This window comes from Microbacterium sp. 05T445 (assembly GCF_056395865.1).
In genome coordinates, this window is record NZ_JBFTKJ010000001.1 from 778,207 (window position 1) to 800,582 (window position 22,376).

Annotated in this window: 18 protein-coding genes; 6 read left to right on the plus strand and 12 right to left on the minus strand. The window is 71.3% G+C overall.

What is annotated here, in order from left to right:
* Positions 1–2 precede the first annotated feature (2 nt).
* The 4 genes from metH to AC1DDU_RS03780 all read right to left on the minus strand — a co-directional run bounded on the left by metH (position 3) and on the right by AC1DDU_RS03780 (position 5,918).
* A complete protein-coding gene (gene metH / locus AC1DDU_RS03765) occupies positions 3–3,635 on the minus strand; it encodes a methionine synthase (RefSeq protein ID WP_477431284.1) in 3,633 nt (1,210 codons plus the stop codon).
* A 118-nt stretch (positions 3,636–3,753) separates the two neighbouring features.
* Positions 3,754–4,554, minus strand: a complete 801-nt coding sequence (locus tag AC1DDU_RS03770; RefSeq protein WP_477431285.1) for an LLM class F420-dependent oxidoreductase — start codon at positions 4,552–4,554, stop codon at positions 3,754–3,756.
* Between the two features lie 73 nt (positions 4,555–4,627).
* Positions 4,628–5,581 (minus strand): permease prefix domain 1-containing protein, encoded by a 954-nt coding sequence (locus tag AC1DDU_RS03775; RefSeq protein ID WP_477431286.1) that lies wholly within the window; start codon positions 5,579–5,581, stop codon positions 4,628–4,630.
* 1 nt (position 5,582) lies between these two features.
* Entirely contained in the window at positions 5,583–5,918 is a 336-nt protein-coding gene (locus AC1DDU_RS03780; protein ID WP_477431287.1) for a PadR family transcriptional regulator, read from the minus strand.
* Positions 5,919–6,014: 96 nt separating this feature from the next.
* On the opposite strand from AC1DDU_RS03780, the gene AC1DDU_RS03785 reads away from it, so the two are divergent.
* On the plus strand, positions 6,015–7,013 hold the full coding sequence (locus AC1DDU_RS03785; RefSeq protein WP_477431288.1) for an o-succinylbenzoate synthase: 999 nt from the start codon (positions 6,015–6,017) through the stop codon (positions 7,011–7,013).
* Between the two features lie 375 nt (positions 7,014–7,388).
* On the opposite strand, the gene AC1DDU_RS03790 is transcribed toward AC1DDU_RS03785, so the two are convergent.
* Entirely contained in the window at positions 7,389–8,027 is a 639-nt protein-coding gene (locus AC1DDU_RS03790; RefSeq protein WP_477431289.1) for a TetR/AcrR family transcriptional regulator, read from the minus strand.
* A 134-nt stretch (positions 8,028–8,161) separates the two neighbouring features.
* Here AC1DDU_RS03790 and AC1DDU_RS03795 point away from each other — a divergent pair, with 134 nt between their 5' ends.
* The 3 genes from AC1DDU_RS03795 to AC1DDU_RS03805 all read left to right on the plus strand — a co-directional run bounded on the left by AC1DDU_RS03795 (position 8,162) and on the right by AC1DDU_RS03805 (position 13,747).
* Positions 8,162–11,083, plus strand: a complete 2,922-nt coding sequence (locus tag AC1DDU_RS03795; protein WP_477431290.1) for an MMPL family transporter — start codon at positions 8,162–8,164, stop codon at positions 11,081–11,083.
* On the plus strand, positions 11,080–13,113 hold the full coding sequence (locus AC1DDU_RS03800; RefSeq protein ID WP_477431291.1) for a YhgE/Pip family protein: 2,034 nt from the start codon (positions 11,080–11,082) through the stop codon (positions 13,111–13,113). Before AC1DDU_RS03795 ends, AC1DDU_RS03800 begins: the two co-directional genes overlap by 4 nt.
* A 145-nt stretch (positions 13,114–13,258) precedes the next feature.
* Complete coding sequence (locus tag AC1DDU_RS03805) at positions 13,259–13,747, plus strand: nitroreductase/quinone reductase family protein (protein ID WP_477431292.1); 489 nt, start codon at positions 13,259–13,261, stop codon at positions 13,745–13,747.
* Positions 13,748–13,764: 17 nt separating this feature from the next.
* Here AC1DDU_RS03805 and ccsB read toward each other — a convergent pair whose 3' ends face one another.
* From ccsB to AC1DDU_RS03840, 7 genes are all read right to left on the minus strand, one after another.
* On the minus strand, positions 13,765–14,844 hold the full coding sequence (gene ccsB, locus AC1DDU_RS03810; protein ID WP_477431293.1) for a c-type cytochrome biogenesis protein CcsB: 1,080 nt from the start codon (positions 14,842–14,844) through the stop codon (positions 13,765–13,767).
* Between the two features lie 5 nt (positions 14,845–14,849).
* Positions 14,850–16,559, minus strand: coding sequence for a cytochrome c biogenesis protein ResB (gene resB / locus AC1DDU_RS03815; protein ID WP_477431294.1), 1,710 nt, complete (start codon positions 16,557–16,559; stop codon positions 14,850–14,852).
* 25 nt (positions 16,560–16,584) lie between these two features.
* A complete protein-coding gene (locus AC1DDU_RS03820) occupies positions 16,585–17,397 on the minus strand; it encodes a cytochrome c biogenesis CcdA family protein (RefSeq protein WP_477431295.1) in 813 nt (270 codons plus the stop codon).
* A complete protein-coding gene (locus tag AC1DDU_RS03825) occupies positions 17,394–18,023 on the minus strand; it encodes a TlpA family protein disulfide reductase (protein ID WP_477431296.1) in 630 nt (209 codons plus the stop codon). The genes AC1DDU_RS03820 and AC1DDU_RS03825 overlap by 4 nt, the downstream gene beginning before the upstream one ends.
* Positions 18,020–18,649 (minus strand): histidine phosphatase family protein, encoded by a 630-nt coding sequence (locus AC1DDU_RS03830; RefSeq protein WP_477431297.1) that lies wholly within the window; start codon positions 18,647–18,649, stop codon positions 18,020–18,022. Before AC1DDU_RS03830 ends, AC1DDU_RS03825 begins: the two co-directional genes overlap by 4 nt.
* 69 nt (positions 18,650–18,718) lie before the next feature.
* Positions 18,719–19,396, minus strand: coding sequence for a DedA family protein (locus tag AC1DDU_RS03835; protein ID WP_477431298.1), 678 nt, complete (start codon positions 19,394–19,396; stop codon positions 18,719–18,721).
* A gap of 130 nt (positions 19,397–19,526) precedes the next feature.
* Entirely contained in the window at positions 19,527–19,979 is a 453-nt protein-coding gene (locus AC1DDU_RS03840; RefSeq protein ID WP_477431299.1) for a DUF6264 family protein, read from the minus strand.
* A 72-nt stretch (positions 19,980–20,051) separates the two neighbouring features.
* Here AC1DDU_RS03840 and aspS point away from each other — a divergent pair, with 72 nt between their 5' ends.
* Together aspS and AC1DDU_RS03850 are read left to right on the plus strand one after the other, a co-directional pair.
* A complete protein-coding gene (gene aspS / locus AC1DDU_RS03845; RefSeq protein WP_477431300.1) occupies positions 20,052–21,392 on the plus strand; it encodes an aspartate--tRNA(Asn) ligase in 1,341 nt (446 codons plus the stop codon).
* Between the two features lie 39 nt (positions 21,393–21,431).
* Positions 21,432–22,208, plus strand: a complete 777-nt coding sequence (locus tag AC1DDU_RS03850) for a tyrosine-protein phosphatase (RefSeq protein ID WP_477431301.1) — start codon at positions 21,432–21,434, stop codon at positions 22,206–22,208.
* Positions 22,209–22,376: the final 168 nt, after the last annotated feature.

A 22,376-nucleotide genomic window follows, 5' to 3' on the forward strand; every position in this document is an offset into this window, starting at 1 on the left:
GGTCAGACGGAGAAGTACTTCGCCTCGGGGTGGTGGAACACGAACGCGTCGGTGGACTGCTCGGGGTGCAGCTGCAGCTCCTCGCTGAGCTCGACCCCCATGCGCTCGGGGCGCAGCAGCTCGACGACCTTGCGGCGGTCCTCCATGTCGGGGCATGCGGGGTAGCCGAGCGAGAACCGGGCGCCGCGGTACTCGAGCTTGAACAGGCCCGCGGTGTCGGTCGGGTCCTCCGCCGAGAAGCCCAGCTCGGAGCGGATGCGGGCGTGCCAGAACTCGGCGAGCGCCTCGGTGAGCTGCATCACGAGCCCGTTGAGCTCGTAGTAGTCCCGGTACCTGTCTTCGGCGAAGAGCTTCGCCGTGACCTTGTCGATCGCCGCGCCCGCGGTGACCAGCTGCACAGGCAGCACGTCGACCTGCCCGGACTCCCGCGAACGCACGAAGTCGGCGAGGCACAGGTGGCGGTCGCGGCGCTGACGCGGGAAGTGGAAGCGCAGGCGGTCCGTCCCGAGCGTGCCCCCCGAGCCGCCGTCGGGAGCCAGCAGCCCCGGCACGCCGAGGACGCCGGTCGGGTCGTCGGCGTGGTGCAGCACGACCACGTCGTCGCCCTCGGAGACGACCGGGAAGAAGCCGTAGGCGACCGACGCGTCGAGCATCCCCTCGGCGAGGATGCGGTCGAGCCAGTAGCGCAGCCGCGGCCGGCCCTCGGTGTCGACGAGCTGCTCGTACGAGGCGCCGTCCTCGCCACGGCCTGGCTTGAGGCCCCACTGGCCCATGAAGGTCGCGCGCTCGTCGAGGAACGCCGCATAGTCGTGCAGCGCGATGCCGCGCACGATGCGCGTGCCCCAGAACGGGGGCGCGGGCACGGGATTGTCGGATGCCACGTCCGAACGCGCCGGCATCGCCTCGGGCTCGGTGAGCGTGAGCTTGGACCCGGTGGCGTGCCGCCGCTTCTTCAGCGCCGGCAGCCCGACGGAGGCGGGATCGGCGCCGCGCGCGATCTTGACGAGCGGCTCCATGAGCGCGAGCCCCTCGAACGCGTCGCGCGCGTAGCGCACCTCGCCGTCGAACAGCGAGGCGAGGTCGTCCTCGACGTAGGCGCGGGTGAGCGCGGCACCGCCCAGGATCACCGGCCACTTCGTGCCGAGACCGCGCGCGGTGAGCTCCTCGAGGTTCTCCTTCATCACGACCGTGGACTTCACCAGGAGCCCCGACATGCCGATGACGTCGGCGTCGTGCTCCTCGGCGGCGGCGATGATGTCGGCGATCGGCTGCTTGATGCCGAGGTTGATGACGTCGTATCCGTTGTTGGTGAGGATGATGTCGACGAGGTTCTTGCCGATGTCGTGCACGTCGCCGCGGACGGTCGCGAGCACGATTCGACCCTTGCCGGAGGCATCCGCCTTCTCCATGTGGGGTTCCAGCAGCGCCACCGCCGTCTTCATGACCTCGGCCGACTGCAGCACGAACGGCAGCTGCATCTCGCCCGCGCCGAACCGCTCGCCGACGATCTTCATGCCCTCGAGCAGGTGGTCGTTGATGATCTGCAGGGGCGTCAGCCCGCCCTCGCGCGCCAGGTCGAGGTCGGCCTCGAGGCCCTTGCCCTCGCCGTCGATGATCCGGCGCTCCAGCCGCTCACCCACCGGCAGTGCTGCGAGCTCCGCCGCACGCTGGTTGCGCAGCGCCGCGGTGTCGACCCCCGCGAAGAGATCCAGCATCCGTGCCAGCGGGTCGTAGGTGACGTTGCCGTCGGCGTCGTACTCGCGGCGGTCCCACACCAGGTCGAGCGCCACCTTGCGCTGCTCCTCCGAGATCGAGGCGAGCGGCACGATCTTCGCGGCGTCGATGATGCCGGAGGTCAGGCCCGCCTCGACGGCCTCGTGCAGGAACGCCGAGTTCAGCACGCTGCGCGCGGCCGGGTTCAAACCGAACGAGACGTTCGAGACGCCGAGGGTGGTGTTGATGCCCGGATACTTCGCGGTGATCTGCCGGATCGCGTCGATCGTCTCGATGGCGTCGCGGCGCGTCTCCTCCTGGCCGGTCGCGATCGGGAACGTCAGGCAGTCGACGATGATGTCGCTGACCCGCATGCCCCAATCGCCCACGAGCTCGTCGATCAGACGCGACGCGATCCGCACCTTGCCCTCGGCGGTGCGGGCCTGCCCCTCCTCGTCGATCGTGAGGGCGATGACCGCGGTGCCGTGCTCCTTCACGAGCGGCATGATGCGGCCGAAGCGCGAGGTGGGGCCGTCGCCGTCCTCGTAGTTGACCGAGTTGACGACGGGCCGGCCGCCGATGAGCTCGAGTCCGGCCGAGATGACGGCGGGCTCGGTCGAGTCGACCACCAGCGGCAGCGTCGAAGCCGAGGCGAAGCGCGAGACGACCTCTCGGATGTCGGCCACGCCGTCGCGGCCGACGTAGTCGATGCAGACGTCGAGCAGGTGCGCACCGACGCGGATCTGGTCGCGGGCGATCTCGACGCAGTCGTCCCACCGCTCCTCGAGCATCGCCTCGCGGAACGCCTTCGACCCGTTCGCGTTCGTGCGCTCGCCGATCGCGAGGTAGGAGGCATCCTGCTGGAACGACACGTGCTGGTAGAGCGACGCGACGCCGGGGTCGAGCTCGGTGCGCCGCGCCTCGGCGCCGCCGACGGGGCGCAGCCGCTCGACGACCGCGGCGAGGTGCTCGGGCGTGGTGCCGCAGCATCCGCCGACCAGGCCCAGTCCGAACTCGCGCACGAACTGCTCGTGCGCCGTCGCGAGCTCGACGGGTGTCAGGGGGTAGTGCGCGCCGTTCGCGCCGAGCACGGGGAGGCCGGCGTTCGGCATGCACGCGATCGGCACCGTCGCGTGCTTCGACAGGTGTCGCAGGTGCTCGCTCATCTCGGTGGGGCCGGTCGCGCAGTTCAGGCCGATCGCGTCGACGCCCAGTGGCTCGATGGCCGTGAGCGCCGCGCCGATCTCGGAGCCCATCAGCATGGTGCCGGTGGTCTCCACCGTCACCTCGACGAAGATCGGCAGGCGGATGCCGCGGCTCACGATCGCCTGGCGGCAGCCGTTGATGGCGGCCTTGGTCTGCAGCAGGTCCTGCGAGGTCTCGACGAGGAACGCGTCGGCGCCGCCGTCGATGAGCCCCTCGGCCTGCAGCGCGAACGTCTGCTTGAGGTTGTCGTAGGTGGTGTGGCCGAGGCTCGGGAGCTTCGTGCCGGGCCCCATCGAGCCGAGCACCCATCGCATGCGGCCGTCTGCCGCTTCGGCGGCTTCGACCCGCTCGCGCGCGATGCGCGCACCGACCTCGGCGAGCTCGGCGATGCGGTCCTCGATGCCGTAGTCGCCGAGGTTCGACCAGTTCGCGCCGAAGGTGTTGGTCTCGACGGCGTCGACGCCGACCTCGAGGTACGCGTCGTGGATCGCGCCGACGACGTCGGGACGCGAGACGTTGAGGATCTCGTTGCAGCCCTCGAGGCCCTGGAAGTCGCCGTCGATCGAGAGGTCGTAGCGCTGCAGCATCGTGCCCATCGCACCGTCGGCGATCACGACCCGCTCGCGCACGCCGTCGAGCAGCCGCTGCGAGCGCTCCGGACGCGGCACGCCGTCGATGTCGAGGGCGAACCGGGGGGCGGGCGAAACGGCGGTCACCCCGCGATTTTAGTCGCCGGGCGGCCCGGCGGCCCGGTTCGTGACACCGACGCTGCTCGGCGAGGACGCTCGTCCCCGACGGGACGAGGAGCCGAAGCCGGGAAGCGAGTACGAGACGTCACGCGTTCTTGGCGTCCCGCCAGTCCAGCCATGACCGCACGAGGTCGTAGTCCCAGTCGGGCCCCTGGAAGCCGAGGGTGATCAGCCGGGCGCCGGCGTCGTAGAGCGCGTCGGCGTGCTCCTCGCGGTGGCCGTACACCTCGTTCGAGATGACGAGATCCGAGGTGTCGCGCCCCTCGCGCTCGGCCCACCGCTCGATCACGTCGAGCTTGTGGGCGATCTCGTCGGGACGCACGAAGCTGTGCCAGATGTCGGCGTGGCGGGCGACCAGGCGCAGCGTCTTCTGCTCGCCCTTGCCGCCGATCATGACCGGGATGTCCCGTGTGGGCGCCGGATTGAGCTGCGCCCACCGCGCCTCGACGCGCTCCAGGCCCGCGGCGAGGTCGTCCAGGCGCGTCCCCGCGGTGCCGAAGTCGTAGCCGTACTCCTCGTAGTCGCGGGCGAACCAGCCCGAGCCCGTGCCGAAGATGAACCGGCCGGTGTCGCCGCCCTTGGCGGAGATGTGGTCGATCGTGCGGGCCATGTCGGCCTGCAGATCCGGGTTGCGATAGCTGTTGCAGTTGACCAGGGCGCCGAATTCCACGCGCTCGGTCTGCTCCGCCCACGCCGCCAGCATCGTCCACGACTCGAAGTGCAGGCCGTCGGGATCCCCTGACAGCGGGAAGAAGTGGTCCCAGTTGAAGACGATGTCCACGCCCATCTCCTCCAGCCGCGAGACCGCGTCCCGGATGGCGGAGTACGGGGCGTGCTGGGGATGGATCTGCACGCCGAGGCGCACCGGGGTGTCGAGGAGGGGCATGGGCCCACACTACGGCCGGCACGACGGCGCCCTCCCCATACGAGGAGAATCTCGTACGGGGAGGGCGCTCGACTCAGCCGCGGCGCGCGCGCACCGCCTTGAGGGAGGCGTCCACGGTGTCCCAGATCGCGACGCCCGCGATCACGAACCCGATGATGACGGTGATGATGGTGCCGACCTCGTCGCCGGAGTCGGGGATGATCGTCGGGAAGTACGCGGGGTTGATGAGGCGTCCTTCGAACAGCAGCCACAGCGCGGGCACCGCGATCACCAGATTCAGGATGCCGTTGGCCACGGCCAGCCCGATCGTCCAGCGCCCCACCTCGTAGACGACGATCGCGAGAGCGGCCTCCAGCGCCATCACGAGGAACAGTCCGATGATCCACCACGGCCACAGTCCGGGGTCGAGGAAGGACAGCCCGGGCGCGGTGGGCACGAAGCCGACGAAGAGGTCCCACAGCACGACGCCGGCCATGATCACCAGGAACGCGAGCGATGTGATCATGTCGCCCAGCCCGACGCCCTTCTGGCGAGGCTCCGGGAGCTGGTCGGGCGTCCACGGGCCGGAGGTCATGGTCTCGTGGCCGGTGCGCTCGAGGATGACGAAGATGAGCGTCGTCCAGAACGCGATGTGCACGACCACCGTCAGCAGCAGCGGCACGAGCGCGCCGATGATCTCGCCGAAGGACTTGCCTTCGAGCACCATCGCCAGCGACACCCCGAACGCGGCGCACGCGGGCACGATCCACAGCAGGAGCTTCAGCAGCCGCCACCAGTCCAGGAAGTAGCGCGGGCCGACGAGCCACAGCGGCCGGTCGGTGTACCCGGCGGCGAGCTTGTCGGGATCGCCCAGGTCGGTGAGCACGGCGCGCTCGGCCGCGGCGGGGCTCTCGCCTTCGGCGACGCGTGCCTCGATCTGGTCGTCGATCGAGCCGCGCAGCTCGGCGGCGAGATCCGTGCGCTGCGCCTCGGGCACGGTGCGCATCGCGGCGTCGACGTAGCGGTCGGTCAGGGTGGCGGTGGTCATCTCAGTTCTCCTCGGGGAGGTCGTCGATCGCCGTGGCGATCGCACGGAAGTCGTCGGTGAGGGCGGCCGCCAGGCGCGTGCCTGCGGCACTGGTGCGGTAGAACTTGCGCGGCCGGGACTCGTCCGTGTTCCACTCGCTCGTCAGGAACCCCTGCTTCTCGAGGCGCCGCAGCAGCGGATACAGGGTGTTCGCGTCGGTGGGGAAGCCGCGCTCCCCCAGCTCTTCGAGCAGCCCGTAGCCGTACCCCGGCTGCACGAGCAGCCGCAGGCAGGCGAGCACGATCGTGCCGCGCCGCAGCTCCTGCAGGTGCGTCTCGAGGATCTCGGATTCGCTCATGCCTCACACCATACTGTGTCTCACACACTATAGTCAACAGCACATCGTTATCTCACGAACGCGTGCCGACACGCGTCGTCCGCGAGGATGGATGCCGTGAGCACCGCCGCCCCCCTCCCCCCGCTCGACGAGATCCTCGCCGCCGCACACGTGGTCGCCCTGCCGCTGGCCACCCGGTTCCGGGGGGTCGACGTGCGGGAGGCCCTGCTGTTCGAGGGCCCGGAGGGCTGGGCGGAGTTCTCGCCCTTCGTCGAGTACGACGACGACGAGGCGTCGACCTGGCTCGCGGCCGCGATCGAGGACTCCCGGATGCCGCGACCCGCGGCCCGTCGGGACCGCGTCGGCGTGAACGCCACCGTGCCGGCGGTGGCCGCGGCATCCGTTCCCGCCGTGCTCGCCCGCTTCGACGGCTGCCGCACCGCCAAGGTCAAGGTCGCCGAGGCCGGTCAGCGCCTCGCCGACGACGTCGCGCGCGTGCGCGCCGTGCGCGAGGCGCTCGGCGCCGAGGGGCGTGTGCGGATCGACGCCAACGGCGGCTGGAACGTCGACGAGGCCGAACGGGCGCTGCATGCCCTCGCCGAGTTCGACCTCGAGTACGCCGAGCAGCCGTGCGCGAGCGTCGACGAGCTCGCGGAGCTGCGTCGGCGCGTGAAGTACATGGGCATCCCGATCGCCGCCGACGAGAGCGTGCGCAAGGCCGCCGACCCGCTCGCGGTCGCCCGGGCCGGGGCCGCAGACCTCCTGGTGGTCAAGGCGCAGCCGCTCGGCGGCGTGCGGCGCGCGCTCGAGATCGTCGAGGAGGCAGGGCTGCCCGCCGTCGTCTCGAGCGCCCTCGACACGTCGATCGGCCTGTCGATGGGCGTGGCCCTGGCGGCCGCGCTCCCCGAGCTCGACTACGACTGCGGACTCGGCACGGCGTCGCTGTTCACCGCCGACGTCGTGGACCCGCCGCTCGTCCCGCGGGACGGGATGCTGCCGGTGGGCCGGCTCACGCCCGACCCGGCGCTGCTGGCCGCGCACGCGGCATCCGCCGACCGCCGCGCCTGGTGGTTCGAGCGCGTCGCGCGCTGCCACGAGGTGCTGGCGACGCGCTGAGGCGCTTCGTCTCGGTCGCTGCGCTCCCTCGCTCAGCGACCGCGGCAATGCCGAGCGCACCGGCCTCATCCCGGTCGCAGCGCGCACCGGCCTCATCCCGGTCGCAGCGCGCACCGGCCTCATCCCGGTCGCAGCGCGCACCGGCCTCATCCCGGTCACTGAGCGCACCGGCCTCGCCCCGGTCACTGAGCGCACCGGCCTCATCCCCGTCGCAGCGCGCACCGGCCTCATCCCGGTCGCAGCGCGCACCGGCCTCATCCCGGTCGCAGCGCGCACCGGCCTCATCCCGGTCGCAGCGCGCACCGGCCTCGCCCCGATCGCTGAGCGCATCGACCTCGCCCCGGTCGCTGAGCGAGCGGAGCGAGACGAAGCGCGTCAGGCGGGGTCGACGAGCGCCGTCGCGAGGCGTGCCGTGCGCTCGTTGACGAGCCGGAGGGTCTGGTCGGCGCCGAGGCCCGACATGACGGCGTACGCCGATGTGTCCTCCCAGGTCTGCATGATCACGCCGGCGAACTCCGTCGCGGGGATGCGCAGCCGGAAGCGGTAGGTGCGCGCGAGGTCCTCGATGAACGACCCGACACGCTCGACGAGCGCGGTCTGCCAGGCGATGTAGGTCTGCGCGAGCCGCGGATCGCGCATGGCGCGCGTGCGGATCTCACTGGTCAGCATGATGCCCAGCTTCTTCTCGAACGCGACGTCGAGCAGCTGGCGCACGAGCGCATCGGGCTCCAGGTCCTCGCCGCGCGCCTGCAGCACGGCGACCCGCTCGGCCACCTCGTCGATCTTCTCGCCGGCGACACGCTCGGTCAGGGCGAGCATGAGCTCGTCCTTGGTCTCGAAGTTCGAATAGAACGCCCCGCGCGTGAATCCCGCGCGCTCGCAGATGGCCTCGACGGATGCCGCATCCAGACCGACCTCGGCGAAGACCTCGGCGGCGGCATCCAGCAGCTTCTGCCGGGTCGCCTCACGGCGGCGGGACGTCACGGCGCCGTCGGCCGTACGGGTGTCGCTCATCGATCCTCCTTCAGGCCAGTCTCACACGCACTACACAGGTTCGGGCGGCCAACCCGCCTTACGATACACTCATGTATCCGATACAACGCTGTATCGACATCTCCCGAACCCCTCACCCCTGATCCGGAGGCGTTGTGTCGACTCTTCTGTATGCGCTCGGCCGTTGGTCGTACCGGCACCCCTGGCGCGTGCTGGTGTCGTGGCTGCTGCTGCTCGCCCTCGCCGGCGGTGGCGCGGCGCTGTTCATGAAGGGCACCGACAACTCCTTCTCGATCCCCGGAACCGAGGCCCAGGAGGGCATCGAGCTGCTCGACCGCAGCTTCCCCCAGGCCAGCGGCACCAGTGCGCAGCTGGTGATCGTGACCGCCGACGGCGAGCGCATCGACCAGGCCCCGTACGCGCCCGCGATCGATGACGCGGTCGCGCAGCTGTCCGATCTCGACGGCGTCATCGCGGTGACGGACCCCTTCGACGACATGGTCACGGGCATGGTGTCCGACGACGACAGCGCCGCGATCGTCCGCCTGCAGTTCGACGGCCAGGCCACCGACGTCACCGCGGAGACCGAGGCCGCGCTCGGCGACGTCGCCGACGACCTGCGCGACACGCTGCCTGCAGGATCGCAGGTCGCCATGGGCGGCGACCTGTTCTCGACATCCGTGCCGGCGCTCTCGCTCATCGAGGCGGTGGGTGTGCTCATCGCGCTGTTCGTGCTGATCGTGACGTTCCGCTCGTTCACCGTCGCGTGGTTCCCGCTCGTGTCCGCGCTCATCGGCGTGGGGCTCGCGATCGCCCTCATCTACCTCTCGACCGCGTTCGCGTCGATCTCGTCGACCACCCCGATGCTCGCGATCATGCTGGGCCTGGCGGTCGGCATCGACTATGCGCTGTTCATCGTCGCGCGACATCAGGACCAGGTGCGCGCCGGCGTGGATCCCGAAGAATCCGCCGCACGCGCGACCGGCACCGCCGGCTCCGCTGTCGTGTTCGCCGGCGTCACGGTGCTCATCGCCCTCATCGGCCTGGGCTTCGCCGGCATCCCGTTCCTCACCACGATGGGCATCGCCGCCGCCGTCGCCGTCGCGATCGCCGTGGCGGTCGCCATCACGCTGACGCCCGCGCTCCTCGGGTTCGCCAAGGGTCGCGTGGTCGGCTGGGGCCACGGGCGCAAGCGCCGCGGGATGCCGCTCCCCCGCCGCCGCTCCACCGCGTCCGTGGCGGGGGCCGAGCCGGGTGGAGAGCTCCCGGCGGACGCCGAAGCGGAGACCGCCGCGGCGCAGGCCGTGGCCGACCCGTCCCCTGCGAACACGCGCCGGCCGAACCGCTGGGTGATGCTGGTGACCAAGCACCCCGTCGTCACCACCATCGCCGTCGTCCTCACGCTCGGCGTGATGGCGATCCCGGCGGCCAGCCTCGGCCTGGCCCTGCCCAACGCGGGCCAGCAGCCCGAGACGAGCCAGGCGCGTCAGGCGTACGACCTCACGGCCGAGCACTTCGGACCCGGCTCCAACGGACCGCTCATCATGGCGGGCACGATCGTGACCTCGACCGACCCGCTCGGGCTCATGGCCGACCTCAAGGCCGAGATCGAGAAGGTGCCCGGCGTCAAGGAGGTCGCGCTCGCGACGCCGAACGAGACGGCCGACACCGGTCTGATCCAGATCGTCCCCGAGACCGCCCCCGACGCCCCTGCCACCGCCGAACTCGTGCGGGCGCTGCGCGACCTCGCCCCCGAGCTGAAGGACGAGTACGGCGTCGACCTGAAGGTCACCGGCTTCACCGCCGTGGGCATCGACATCTCCGACCGGCTGGGCGCGGCGCTGCTGCCCTTCGGCATCTTCGTCGTCGGCCTGTCGCTCGTGCTGCTCATGATCGTGTTCCGCTCGATCTGGGTGCCGATCAAGGCCGCCCTCGGCTACCTGCTGTCCGTCCTCGCCGCGTTCGGCGTCGTCGCCGCGGTGTTCGAGTGGGGCTGGGGCGCCGACCTCCTCCACGTGACGCGCACCGGTCCCGTCATCAGCTTCATGCCGATCATCCTCATGGGCGTGCTGTTCGGCCTCGCGATGGACTACGAGGTGTTCCTGGTCAGCCGCATGCGCGAGGACTACGTCCACGCACGACGCGGAGCCGCCGGTCACGCCACCCGCAGCGGCCGCGACATCGCGGTGGGCGCGGTGCGGTCGGGCTTCACGGCATCCGCTCGCGTGGTCACCGCCGCCGCGGTCATCATGTTCGCGGTGTTCGCGGCGTTCGTCCCCGAAGGCGACTCGGCGATCAAGCCCATCGCACTGGGACTGGCCGTGGGCATCGCCGTGGACGCGTTCCTCGTGCGCATGACCCTGGTGCCCGCCGTCATGACACTGCTGGGAGACAAGGCGTGGTGGATGCCGCGCTGGCTGGAGCGGATCCTCCCCCACTTCGACATCGAGGGCGAGGCGGTCGAGCGCGAGCTGTCGCTGGCCGACTGGCCGGAGCCCGCCACCACCGCGGCGGTCGTCGGCGACGGCGTCACCGTACGCGCGGACGGCGGTCGCCAGGCAGGCGAGGTGTCGCTGCTGGAGGATGCCGCCTTCCGCATCGAACGCGGCGGAACCCTCATCGCCACCGGCGACGTCCGCACCGCCCGTGCGTTCGCGCTGGTCGTCGCGGGCCGCCTCGCGCCGACCGACGGCAAGCTCCGCGTGGCCGGGCACCTCCTGCCCGAACGCGCCGCCTGGGTGCGCGCCCATGTCGGGCTCGCGCTCCTCGGCGAGGCCGACGACCGCATCCAGGAGCTGCGCCGCGCCCTCGGCGGCCGGGCGTCGCTGGTCGTCGTCGACGGCATCGACGCGCTGGACGCCGCTGAGCGCGATCAGGCCGCCGCCGTCATCCGCGACGCCGCCGAGGCGCTGCGCGAGCGTGCGGGCGAAGAGGACCCCGGCCTCACGCTCGTCCTGACCTCCCGCGTCGAGAGCACCGCTCTCGCGCTCGCCGGCGACGCGCACCGCCCCGACGTGACCTCGGTCGCGCTGCGCGCCGGCACTCCGACCACCACCACCGCAGAGGTGACCGCATGACCCCCAACTGGCTGACCACCGTCGTCGAGCGCGCGCGCTCGCGCCGCCCCGTCACGTGGCTGACGCTCGTGGGCGTGCTGCTGCTGCCCGTCGTGATCGGCGGCATCCTCGTGGCGGCGCTCTACAACCCCACCGAACGCCTCGACAACCTCACCGCGGCCATCGTGAACGAGGACGAGGCGGTGACGATCGACGGGCAGATGGTGCCGCTGGGCCGCCAGCTGAGCGCCGGGCTCGTCGAGGGTTCCGACGACCAGGACAGCAACCTCACCTGGACGCTCTCCAACGCCGCTGACGCGGCATCCGGGCTCGCCGACGGCACGTACGCCGCCGTCATCACGATCCCCGAGAACTTCTCGGCGGCGGCGACCTCGACCCGCCCCGGAGGCGGGACCCCCGAGCAGGCCACCATCGAGGTGACCACGCCGCCGGACAGCCTCATCGTCGACGACGCGATCACGGCGCAGGTCGCGGCAGCGGCCGCTTCCAGCATGGGCACGCAGCTGTCGACCGTGTACCTCGAGAACGTCTTCCTCGGCTTCACCACGCTGGGCGACCAGCTGGGCACCGCCGCCGACGGCGCGCAGAAGCTCGCCGACGGGGCGACCTCCGCCGCCGACGGCGCGGCGCAGCTTCCGGGCGGTATCTCGAAGCTCGCCGACGGCAACGCCCAGCTCGCGGACGGCGCCTCGCGGCTGGCGGGTGGGCTCAACCAGATCGCGTCCGGCATCGGCGGTGCCGCGACCGGAGCGAACACCATCGCCTCGGGCCTGGATGCGGCCGCCTCCGGCGTCCAGAGCCAGGAGCTCAAGGATGCCGCGAGCGCGTCCGCGACCAACGCGGATCAGGCGACGAAGCAGGCCATCGCCCTCGCCGGGGCGCTCTACAACGAGGATGCGAACGCACCGGGCCTTACGCAGAAGCTCGGTGCGCTCGCCGCGCAGTGCCCCGCAGTGTCGTCGGACAACGATTTCTGCAAGCAGCTGTCGGCGGCGGTGGGAAGCGCGGGGGCCGCCGCGCAGAGCGCCGGCGACGTCGCGAAGAGCGCCGGCACCGCCGCGGGGTACGCGAACGGCACGCTGACCGGCCTGACCGGGTTGATGGACAGGACGAGCGCCGGCCTGACGGAGGCAGCGAACGGCACGCGCGACCTTTCCAGCGGCCTCGTTCAGCTCCAGTCTGCGACCGCCCAGTCCGCGGCCGGTGCGAGCGGCCTCGCGGACGGCGCCTCGCAGCTCGCCTCGGGCGCCACGCAGGCGGCCGACGGTGCGACGAGCCTCGCCGACGGCGTCTCGCAGCTGGCCTCCGGCACCGGCGACCTCGCGAACGGTCTGGCGACGGCATCCGACTCCATCCCCTCGTACACCGACACCGAGGCGACCGATCTCGCCACCGTCGTCGCGGATCCCGTGGCCGCGGACGGTGCCGGCACGTCGCTGTTCGGCGCGTCGGCGGTCCCGCTGCTGGCGACCCTCGCCCTGTGGTTCGGCGGACTCGGCACGTTCATCGCGCTGCAGGCGGTGTCGCGCCGTGCGCTGACCTCGCGCAAGCCGTCGGCGCTGCTCGCGCTGCGGGCGCTGGCCCCCGCCGCGGGCCTGGGTGCCCTGCAGGGCCTGCTCGTGGCCGGCGTCGTCCAGCTCGCCGCGTCGTACTCGTGGGCGGAGTGGTCGGTGTTCGCCGTCGTGTGCGTCGTCGCGGGCATCGCGTTCGCGGCCGTCAACCAGGCGCTCGTCGCCGTCTTCGGCGGCGCCGGACGCTGGGTCGCGGCCCTGATCGGGGTGTTCGCCGTGGCGACGGGCATCGTCTCGACGGTTCCGGGCGTGCTGTCGAGCATCGCGAACCTCATGCCCACGGCACCCGCGTATCACGCGATGGTGGCCGCGCTCACCTCGACCTCGGGTCTGGGAGCGGCCATCGCGGGCCTCGTGGTGTGGACGGTGCTGGGCCTGGCGGCGACCATGATCGCCGTCGCACGCCGCCGCACCACCTCGGCGAGGGCGCTGCTGAAGACGACACCCGTCACCGCCTGACGCCTCCGCCGGAAGAGCCCCGCCCGCACTCGCGGCCGGGGCTCTTCCGCGTGCGGAGGGCACCGGACCTGCATCGGCCGATCGGCTGTCCGAACAGACCGATCGGCCGATGGCCCTCGCGAGGCGCGCGCGGCAGGATCGGAGCATGACCTCCTCCGAGCCCGCCGCGCCGTCGCCCGATCGCGCGGCACGCATCCCGCCGCGCTGGTTCATCCGCACCGCGTGGGTGGTGCATCGCGCGCTGTACCGGGTGACCGGCGGTCGGGCGGGGTTGCGGCATCCGACGCCCACGGTCTACGGCATGATGCGCCTTCACACCGTCGGCCGCCGGTCGGGAAGCCCGCGCGTGGCCATCCTCGGGTACTTCGAGGACGGCCCCGACCTCGTCACGCTCGCGATGAACGGGTGGGGCGACCCGCCGCCGGCGTGGTGGCTCAACCTGCGGGCGCGGCCCGCGGCATCCGTCGACCTGCCCGGCGGCACCCGCGAGGTCGTCGCCCACGAGGCGACCGGCGCCGAACGCGAGCGACTGTGGGCGGTCTGGCGCACGCTCGAAGGCGACGCCGACCTCGACGCCTACGCCGCCCTGCGCAGCCGCGAGACGCCCGTGGTCGTGCTCTCGCCCGTGCGCTGAGCGCCGCTCAGCTCAGCTCAGCTCAGCCCGGAGTAGGCGTGGAGACCCTTGAAGAACATGTTCACGATCGTGAAGTTGAACAGCACCGCGCTGAATCCGATGATCGACAGCCACGCCGAACGCGCCCCGCGCCACCCGCGGGTGGCCCGCGCGTGGATGTAGCCGGCGTAGAGCACCCAGATGACGAAGGTCCACACTTCCTTCGTGTCGAAGCCCCAGTAGCGGCCCCACGCGTCGTTGGCCCAGATCGACCCGGCGATGAGCGTGAAGGTCCAGAAGATGAAGCCGATGATCGCGAACCGGTACGCCAGCGACTCCAGCGCGTCGGCGCTCGGGAGGGTGCGCAGGAAGCCCGGTCCGGCCTTGACCGCACCGGTGGAGGCGGCATCCCCGTCCTCGGCCAGACGTGCCGCGGCCGAGATCTTCCGCTCGCGGCCCGCCTGCATCAGCTGCAGCACCGACAGACCGAAGGCGAGGGCGAACAGCGCCGTCGAGAGCGAGGCGACGAAGACGTGGATGACGAGCCACACCGACTTCAGCGGGTCCATCAGCGGAACGATGTCGGTGTAGAACCAGATCGCCGTACCGCCCAGCAGCACCATCGTGAGGCCGGTGATGAACGTGCCGAGGAACCGCAGGTCGTAGCGGAAGAGCACGCCCAGGTAGACCGCGACGATGAGGAGCGTGCCGGTGAGGGCGAACTCGTACATGTTCGACCACGGCACGCGCCCTGCGGCGAGGCCGCGGGTGACGTCGCCGCCGAGGTGGAAGAGGAAGGCGAGCACCGTCATCGCCGTGCCGATGCGCGCCCACACCAGGCGCTCGCGGCGACCGACCGGCGCGTTCAGCGCCGCCTCGGATGCCGTCTCCTGCGCACGCATCTGCTCGACGATCCCGGGGCGTCCGGATGCGGCGGCGCCCACGAGCTCGCGGTCGCGCACCGTCTTCGCGGCGGCGTCCTTGGCGTCGGCAGCCACGACGCCGCGCCGGGACAGATCGACCGCGTACGCGATGAACGCGAGCGCGTAGATCGCGATGGCCGTCCAGACCAGCAGCACCGAGACATCGTCGAGGGTGAGAGGGGAGGCGTCGGGCATGATCCTCAGTCTACGTCGGGGGTGGATTCGGGTTGTCCGGCGCGTGCGCCGGGCGTCGTGCGCTCGGAGAGCGAGGCGAGATGACGCTGCGCGAACTGCTCGACGGCGCCGTCCAGCGCGGGGTCCTCGCCGCGGGCGAGACCGGCGTACTCGAGCTGCACGGTGTGCCCCTGCGCGGTCGCCTTGACCCACATGCGGCGACGCGGCACGAACAGCGCGGCCAGCAGACCCCCGAGCGCGAGCAGTGCGAACACCAGCACCCAGGTCGCCGCCGCATCACGGTGGATCGACAGCGAGACGTAGCGCTTCACCGAGTCCTCGTAGCCGTTCGCGCCGGCGGGCGCCTCGTTCTCGAACGTGATCGTGCCGAGCCCGTCGGGCAGGTCCACGGTCTCACCGGGCTTGAGCGCGAGCGAGTCGACACCCGAGTTGCCACCGGCGAGCTGGGTCATCTCGCTCGGGTCGAGGGTGTAGACCGACTTCGGCACACCGCCGTCGATGCCGAGGTCGCCGGAGTAGACCCAGAAGGTCAGCATCGGGTACTCGAGATCGCCGTACACCGAGGTGTAGGCGCCGCTGTCGAGCGGCTGGGCCGTCGGGTAGAAGAAGCCCACGAGGCCCAGCTGTTCGCGCAGGCCGTCCGGGATCTTCACCACGCCCTGCGAGGTCATGTTGTTGTCCTGCGGGAGGAAGGGCACCGACTCCGAGAAGACGACCTCGCCCGCGTCGTCGCGGACCGTGATCGTCGGCGCGTATCCGTTGCCCATCAGGTACACCCGGTCGCCGGCGATCTGCAGCGGGTGGTTCACGCGCACCTCCCCCTTGGCGGGGTCGGCATCGGGGAACTGCGTGGTCAGGTGGGCGACGAAGTTCCCCGCCTGCCCGGCCCCCTGCTGCCCGGGGGTGACGTACGACAGCGAGAAGTCGTCGAGGGTCAGCGCGTACGGCTGCAGGGCGTTCTCGTCGACGAAGCGGCCGGGGTTGAACGACGTGTAGTCGAGCATCGTGTTGACCCACGTGCGGCCCTCGATGATGACGGTCTGCCCGGTGTAGGTGAACCCGCCGCCGAGGCCGACCGCGAGCAGCACGCCCACCAGCGCCCCGTGGAAGACCAGGTTGCCGGTCTCGCGGAGGTACCCGCGCTCGGCCGACACCGACAGCGCCCGGGCGCTGTCGTACCGGGCGACGCGGTAGCCGGCCTTGCGCAGCTGCTGCTGGGCGGCCTCGACGGCTTCGGATGCCGCCGCTGCGGCATCCGCGTCGTCCGCGTACTCGAGCATCTCGGTGCGGTGCGCCTCCAGGCGCGAGAGCCGTGCGGGCGTGCGCGGCGGCTGGGCGCGCATCGCCTTGTAGTGGTGCTTGGTGCGCGGGATGACGCAGCCGACCAGCGAGATGAACAGCAGGATGTAGATCGCCGAGAACCAGGGCGACGTGTACACGTCGAACAGGCTCATCTTGTCGAGCACCGGCGCCAGGTCGGGGTTGTCGACGAAGTACTGGCGCACGCCGTTGGGGTCGGCGCTGCGCTGCGGCACGAGCGAGCCGGGGACGGCCGCGATCGCCAGCAGCAGGAGCAGCACGAGGGCGGTGCGCATCGAGGTGAGCTGACGCCATCCCCAGCGCAGCCACCCGACGAACCCGAGGGCGGGCTGGGTGACGTCGGCGGCGGGGGCGTCGCTGTCGGCGTGGTCGGAGGGCCGGAGCGGGTCGGTCACGTCGGTCGCAGATCCTTCCGAGGCGTCAGAGCGGGGCCGGGACACTGGAGAACACCCCCTGGAGCTGGGCCATCACGGCGGTCCACACACCGGTCACCATGAGGAGCCCGAGGACGATGAGCAGGGCGCCGCCGATGAGGTTGACGACGCGGATGTGACGGCGCACGAACGACACCGATCGGGTCGCCCAGCCGAAGCCGAGCGTGAGCAGCAGGAACGGGATGCCGAGACCCAGCGAGTACGCGACACCCAGCAGCGCTGCGCGCCCGGCCGAGCCGGAGTCGAACGCCATCGCGAGGATCACGGCGAGGGTCGGGCCGATGCACGGGGCCCAGCCGATGCCGAGCGCGATGCCGAGCAGCGGCGCCCCGACCAGCCCGAGGTTGCCGCGCACCTGCGGACGCGCGATGCGCTGGGCGAGGCCGAACCAGCCGATGAAGACGAGCCCCATCGCGATGATCAGGACGCCGAGGATGCGCGTGATGAGGTCGGCGTACTCGAGGAGGAACCGGCCCAGCGTGCCGCCGAGCATCGCCATGCTGACGAAGACCACGGTGAAGCCGGCGATGAAGAGCACGACGCCGAGCACGAGCCGCCCGCGCGCGGGGGCCTCGAGGCCTGTGGTCGCGGCGGGAGTGGCATCGGTCGAGCCGGAGACGCCGGCAGCGCCGGCGGCGACGACCGCGGGGCGCGGGCTGACCGCGCCGCCGATGAAGCCGAGGTAGCCCGGAACGAGAGGCAGCACGCACGGCGAGAGGAACGAGATCGCACCGGCGAGCACCGCGATCGGGATCGCCACCAGGAGCGATCCGTCGGCGACCAGCGCGCCGAGATTCACGACTCCGCCAACGCGTCGCGCACCAGCGTCTCGAGGATCGAGGCCTCCTCGATCTGCCCGATCAGGCGGGCGGCGACGCGGCCCTGCTTGTCGAGCACGAGCGTGACGGGCACGGCGTTGAGCGGGGTCTCCCCCGCGAAGGCGAGCTTGATGGAGCCGTCCTCGGTCGCCAGCGCGCTGGGGTACTCGATGCCGTGCTTCTTCGCGAACGCCTGCGAGGCGGCCGCGCCGTCGTAGAGGTTGACGCCGAGGAAGGAGACGTCCTCGCCCTCGAACGACTTGTCGACGGCTGCGAGCTCCGGCGCCTCGACACGGCAGGGCGCGCAGCCGGCGTACCAGAAGTTCACGACGAGCACGTCGCCCGCGTAGTCGGCGCTGGTGGCGGTGCCACCGGTGTCGAGGACGCCCTCGAACTGCACCGGGTCGGTGCGCTCGGCCGCGGGGATCTCGTCGACCTCGAACCCGTCGGCCGCGACGAAGCCCTTGTTGTCACCGGAACGGTACTGGTCTGCCAGCGGGTCGCTGCTGCACGCGGCGAGCCCGGCGACCAGTCCGACAGCCAGGAAGGCGGATGCCGCCGCCCGCGCGCGTCGCGCCCGGCCACGTCCTGCGACTCGTGCCGTCATACCGCCCCCACATCCACGGCCCCGGCCGTCGTCGCCGGCTCGACGTAGCCGGTCTCGTTCCACGTTCCGTCCACGAGCTCGAAGCTCGTCACACTCGACAGCGCGCAGCGGCGCTTGCGCGGGTCGTGCCGCGCGGGGAGCCCGGCGACCGCGAGATGGGTCACCCAGATCGGCAGCTGGTGCGACACGATCACCACGTCCCCGCCGTCCACGGCGTTCCAGGCATCCGTCATCGCCGCGTCCATGCGGGCGATCACCTGGGCGTACGGCTCCCCCCAGCTCGGGGTGGCTGGCGCGCGCAGGTGGCGCCAGTTCAACGGGTTGGCGAGCGCCTTCTTCATGCGGCGACCCTCGAACACGTTCGTCGGCTCGATGACGCGCTCGTCGACGACCGGCTCGATGCCGAAGAGAGCCGTGAACGGCTCCGCCGATTCGCGGGTGCGCTGCAGCGGCGAGCAGACCAGCGCCGACACGGGTCGCTCGAGGGAGTGGATGTGCTCCGCCGCCTGCTGGGCCATCCGCCGTCCGTCGGCGCTCAGCCGGTAACCCGGGAGTCGCCCGTAGAGCACGCGGCGGGGGTTGTGTACCTCCCCGTGGCGCACGAGATGGAGGCGGTCTGCGGGCACCGCATCAGTCTACGTGGGCGTCTTCTGTGGGTCGGCTGAGCGTTCGCCCAGCGTGGGGCGGAGGCGCGGTCAGTCGAGCTCGGGCTCGGCCGGACCGCGCGCGGCGCGCTCGGCGAGCACGGACCGGATGCGCACGACGAGGAACCACACCACCGCGGCCGCTGCGACCGCGATCACGACGTACTGGAGGATCTCTGCGTAGCGCTCGACGATGTGCCAGGACTCGCCGAGCAGGTAGCCCGACAGCACGAAGATCGTGTTCCACAGCAGGCTCCCGGCCGCCGTCAGCAGCGCGAACCGCCAGATCGGCATGCGGGTGATCCCGGCGGGGATGGAGATGAGGCTGCGGAAGATCGGGATCATCCGGCCGAAGAACACCGCCTTGCCGCCGTGGCGTGCGAACCATGCGACGGTGCGGTCGATGTCCTCGGGGTTCAGCAGCGGCACCGCGGCGGCGATGGCGCGCAGCCGCGCGACGCCCAGCCAGGCGCCGAGCGCATAGAGCAGGAGTGCGCCGGCGACCGACCCGGCGGTCGTCCACGCGAGAGCCTCCACCACGGTGAACGAACCGCGGCTCGCCGCGAGCCCCGCCATAGGCAGGATCACCTCGCTCGGAAGCGGCGGGAACAGGTTCTCCATCGCGATGGCGATGCCGGCGCCGGCGGGTCCGATGATGTCCATGAGCGAGACCGCCCAGTCGGCGAGGGCGGACAGCCACGAGCCGTCGGTCGTCGTCGCTGTCGTCATTCGTCGGATCCCGTCCGTCGGTGGCACCTGATGGCGGCGGCCGCGACCGTGTGTCGCGGCATCCCCACGCTACGGAACGAGGTTGAGCGAATCCCGGGTGCACACCCCCGTACCCGGGGTGGGGTGCACCTCAGACGCTGGAGCCCGGGACGCCGGCGGAGGTGACGAAGAACGCCGCCACCAGCGCGAGCACGATGAGGGCGGCTCCCGCCAGCGGCACCCAGAACGCCAGGCGCCGCTTGACCATGAGCACGATCGCCACCACGGCGGTCGCCGCGAGCGCGACCCACGGCAGGATCGTCCCCATCAGCCAGCCCATCGTGATGAGCTCGGTGCTGCAGTCGCGCACGCCGCACGGGTCGGACGCCATGATGAGGAACAGCCCCATGAACGATGCGAGCGTGGCGAGCACGGCATCCGCGATCAGCAGCACGATCGTGATGACGACGTCCAGCGTCTTCACCGGCCGCTTCGCCGGCGGTGCCGCCCCCGGCGGCGGCGCGTACGCCGGCCCGCCCGGATAGGGAGGCGGGGATGCCGCGGCCCACGCGGGGGCCGTCGGCTCGGGCTCGGGCGTCGTCATGGCGGCATGGTAGCGGCGGGTGCCGGATCCGGCGGGAAGCGACGCTCGGTCGTCCACGTAGACTTGTCGCTCGTGAGTGAACGCGTTCTCGTCAAGCAGCTGCAGGCTCTTCCCGACGGCCCCGTCTCGGTGTCCGGGTGGGTCGAGACCGTCCGCGATCAGAAGAAGGTGCAGTTCGTCATCCTTCGCGATGAGACCGGGGCGGTGCAGCTGGTCAACCCGGCCACGCGCCCGGCCGAGGACGGCAGCGAGCAGGATGCCGCAGCCCTCGCCCTCACCGACCTCATCTCGAACCTCGCCACGGGCACGTTTCTCACGGTCACGGGCGAGCTCAAGCACGACGAGCGCGTGAAGCTCGGCGGCGTCGAGATCAAGATCGGCGCGCTCGACATCGCGGCCGCCGCGCTCCCCGAGACGCCGATCGCGGCCGACTCGGGTCTGGACAAGCGCATGGACTGGCGCTTCCTCGACCTGCGCCAGCGCCGCAACAACCTCATCTTCCGCGTGCAGACCACGCTCGAGCACGCGTTCCGCACGTACTGGATCGAGCGCGACTACATCGAGGTGCACTCGCCGAAGCTCATGGCCTCGGCATCCGAGTCCAACGCGGAGCTGTTCTCGCTGGAGTACTTCGGCGACCAGACCGCCTATCTCGCGCAGTCGCCGCAGTTCTTCAAGCAGATGGCGCAGGTCGCCGGCTTCGGCAAGATCTTCGAGATCGCCCCCGCCTTCCGCGCGGACCCGTCGTTCACGTCGCGCCACGCCACCGAGTTCACCTCGGTGGATGCCGAGATCAGCTGGATCGACTCGCACGAGGATGTGGCGCGCATGCAGGAGGAGCTCCTGCAGACCGCGTTCCAGGCCGTCAAGGACAAGCACGGCGCCGAGATCGAGGAGCTGTTCGGCCTCGAGGTGCAGGTGCCGGCGATCCCGTTCCCGCGCATCCCGCTGGCCGAGGCGCGCGAGATCGTGAAGAGCCGCGGCTACGAGATCCCCCGCACCGACGGCGACCTCGACCCTGAGGGCGAGCGCCAGATCTCCGCGTACGTCGAGGAGACCTACGGTCACCAGTTCGTCTTCATCACCGACTACCACCCCGAGATCCGCGCCTTCTACCACATGCGCGACGAGGAGACCGGGCTGACCAAGTCGTACGACCTCCTCTTCAAGGGCGTCGAGATCACCACCGGCGCGCAGCGCGAGCACCGCGTCGACGTGCTGATCGAACAGGCCAAGGAGAAGGGGCTCGGAGCCGAGCACCTCGACTTCTACTTCGACTTCTTCCGCTACGGCGCCCCGCCCCACGGCGGCTTCGGCATGGGGCTGGCGCGCGTGCTGATGCTGCTGCTGGGCGAGTCGTCGATCCGCGAGGTCACCTACCTCTTCCGCGGCCCGACGCGTCTCGCGCCCTGACGTCCGGGGCCGCGTCAGCGCGCGGCTAGGGTGAAACGCATGGCGATCGAGGGTCTGTTCAACTTCCGCGACACGGGTGGGATGCCGCTGAGCGGAGGTGGCACGACCCGCGACGGCGTGCTGTACCGGTCGGCCGCGCTCAACGCGCTCACCGATACCGGGCTGGCGCAGCTGACCGACTCCCCCATCGGCGTGATCGCCGACTTCCGCACCCCTGTCGAGCAGCAGATGGCTCCCGACCGGGTGCCGTCGTCGCGTCCCTTCGACGTGCAGACGCTGCCGCTGCTGGAGGGAGCGCTCCCCCAGCCGGCCGTCGGCGGGGACGGTGCCGTCGCACCCGAGTCGTTCGCGGCGGCGTTGTCGCAGCTGCCCACCCTGGGCGAGCTGTACGTGTCGATGCTCGGACACGGTGCCGAGACGTTCGCCCGGCTGGGCCGTCTGGTGGCCTCGTCCACCGACGAAGAGCCGACGGCGGTCCTCGTCCACTGCACGGCAGGCAAGGACCGCACCGGGATCGCGGTCGCCCTCATGCTCGATGTCGCCGGCGCCGAGCGCGACGCGATCGTCGCGGACTACTCCTCGTCGCAGCAGAACCTCGCGGGCCCCTGGGCGGACGGGATGATCGCCATGCTGACGTCGATGGGGATCGCGGTGACCGACCCGCTGCGGACCCTCGTGACCGAGACGCCGCCCGCCGCGATCGAACAGGCGCTCGCGTGGATCGACGCCGAACACGGCGGCAGCGCCGGGTATCTCGCCGCCGGTGGGCTTACCGACGCCGAGCTCGACGACCTGCGCGCGCGCCTGCGGGCCTGAATCGCCGGATCCCTCTACAGCGTCCGCATCGACGCGCGGTCGTCCGTCACCGCCCGCTCACGTATCGTTCACCCGGCGCGGGTCATCGCGTCACCGTGCGTCCGTAGCGTCCTCTCGTCCCCGATCGCAGCCCGTGCCTCGGCACGCCCGCGAACGGCAACCCGAGAG

Excerpts from the sequence above, each read along its gene's own strand:
- AC1DDU_RS03770 (WP_477431285.1), bottom strand. The coding sequence starts at position 4,554 with ATGCCCCTCCTCGACACCCCGGTGCGCCTCGGCGTGCAGATCCATCCC.
- AC1DDU_RS03775 (WP_477431286.1), bottom strand. The coding sequence starts at position 5,581 with ATGACCACCGCCACCCTGACCGACCGCTACGTCGACGCCGCGATGCGC.
- AC1DDU_RS03780 (WP_477431287.1), bottom strand. The coding sequence starts at position 5,918 with ATGAGCGAATCCGAGATCCTCGAGACGCACCTGCAGGAGCTGCGGCGC.
- AC1DDU_RS03790 (WP_477431289.1), bottom strand. The coding sequence starts at position 8,027 with ATGAGCGACACCCGTACGGCCGACGGCGCCGTGACGTCCCGCCGCCGT.
- AC1DDU_RS03800 (WP_477431291.1), top strand. The coding sequence starts at position 11,080 with ATGACCCCCAACTGGCTGACCACCGTCGTCGAGCGCGCGCGCTCGCGC.
- AC1DDU_RS03805 (WP_477431292.1), top strand. The coding sequence starts at position 13,259 with ATGACCTCCTCCGAGCCCGCCGCGCCGTCGCCCGATCGCGCGGCACGC.
- ccsB (WP_477431293.1), bottom strand. The coding sequence starts at position 14,844 with ATGCCCGACGCCTCCCCTCTCACCCTCGACGATGTCTCGGTGCTGCTG.
- AC1DDU_RS03825 (WP_477431296.1), bottom strand. The coding sequence starts at position 18,023 with ATGACGGCACGAGTCGCAGGACGTGGCCGGGCGCGACGCGCGCGGGCG.
- AC1DDU_RS03835 (WP_477431298.1), bottom strand. The coding sequence starts at position 19,396 with ATGACGACAGCGACGACGACCGACGGCTCGTGGCTGTCCGCCCTCGCC.
- AC1DDU_RS03840 (WP_477431299.1), bottom strand. The coding sequence starts at position 19,979 with ATGACGACGCCCGAGCCCGAGCCGACGGCCCCCGCGTGGGCCGCGGCA.
- AC1DDU_RS03850 (WP_477431301.1), top strand. The coding sequence starts at position 21,432 with ATGGCGATCGAGGGTCTGTTCAACTTCCGCGACACGGGTGGGATGCCG.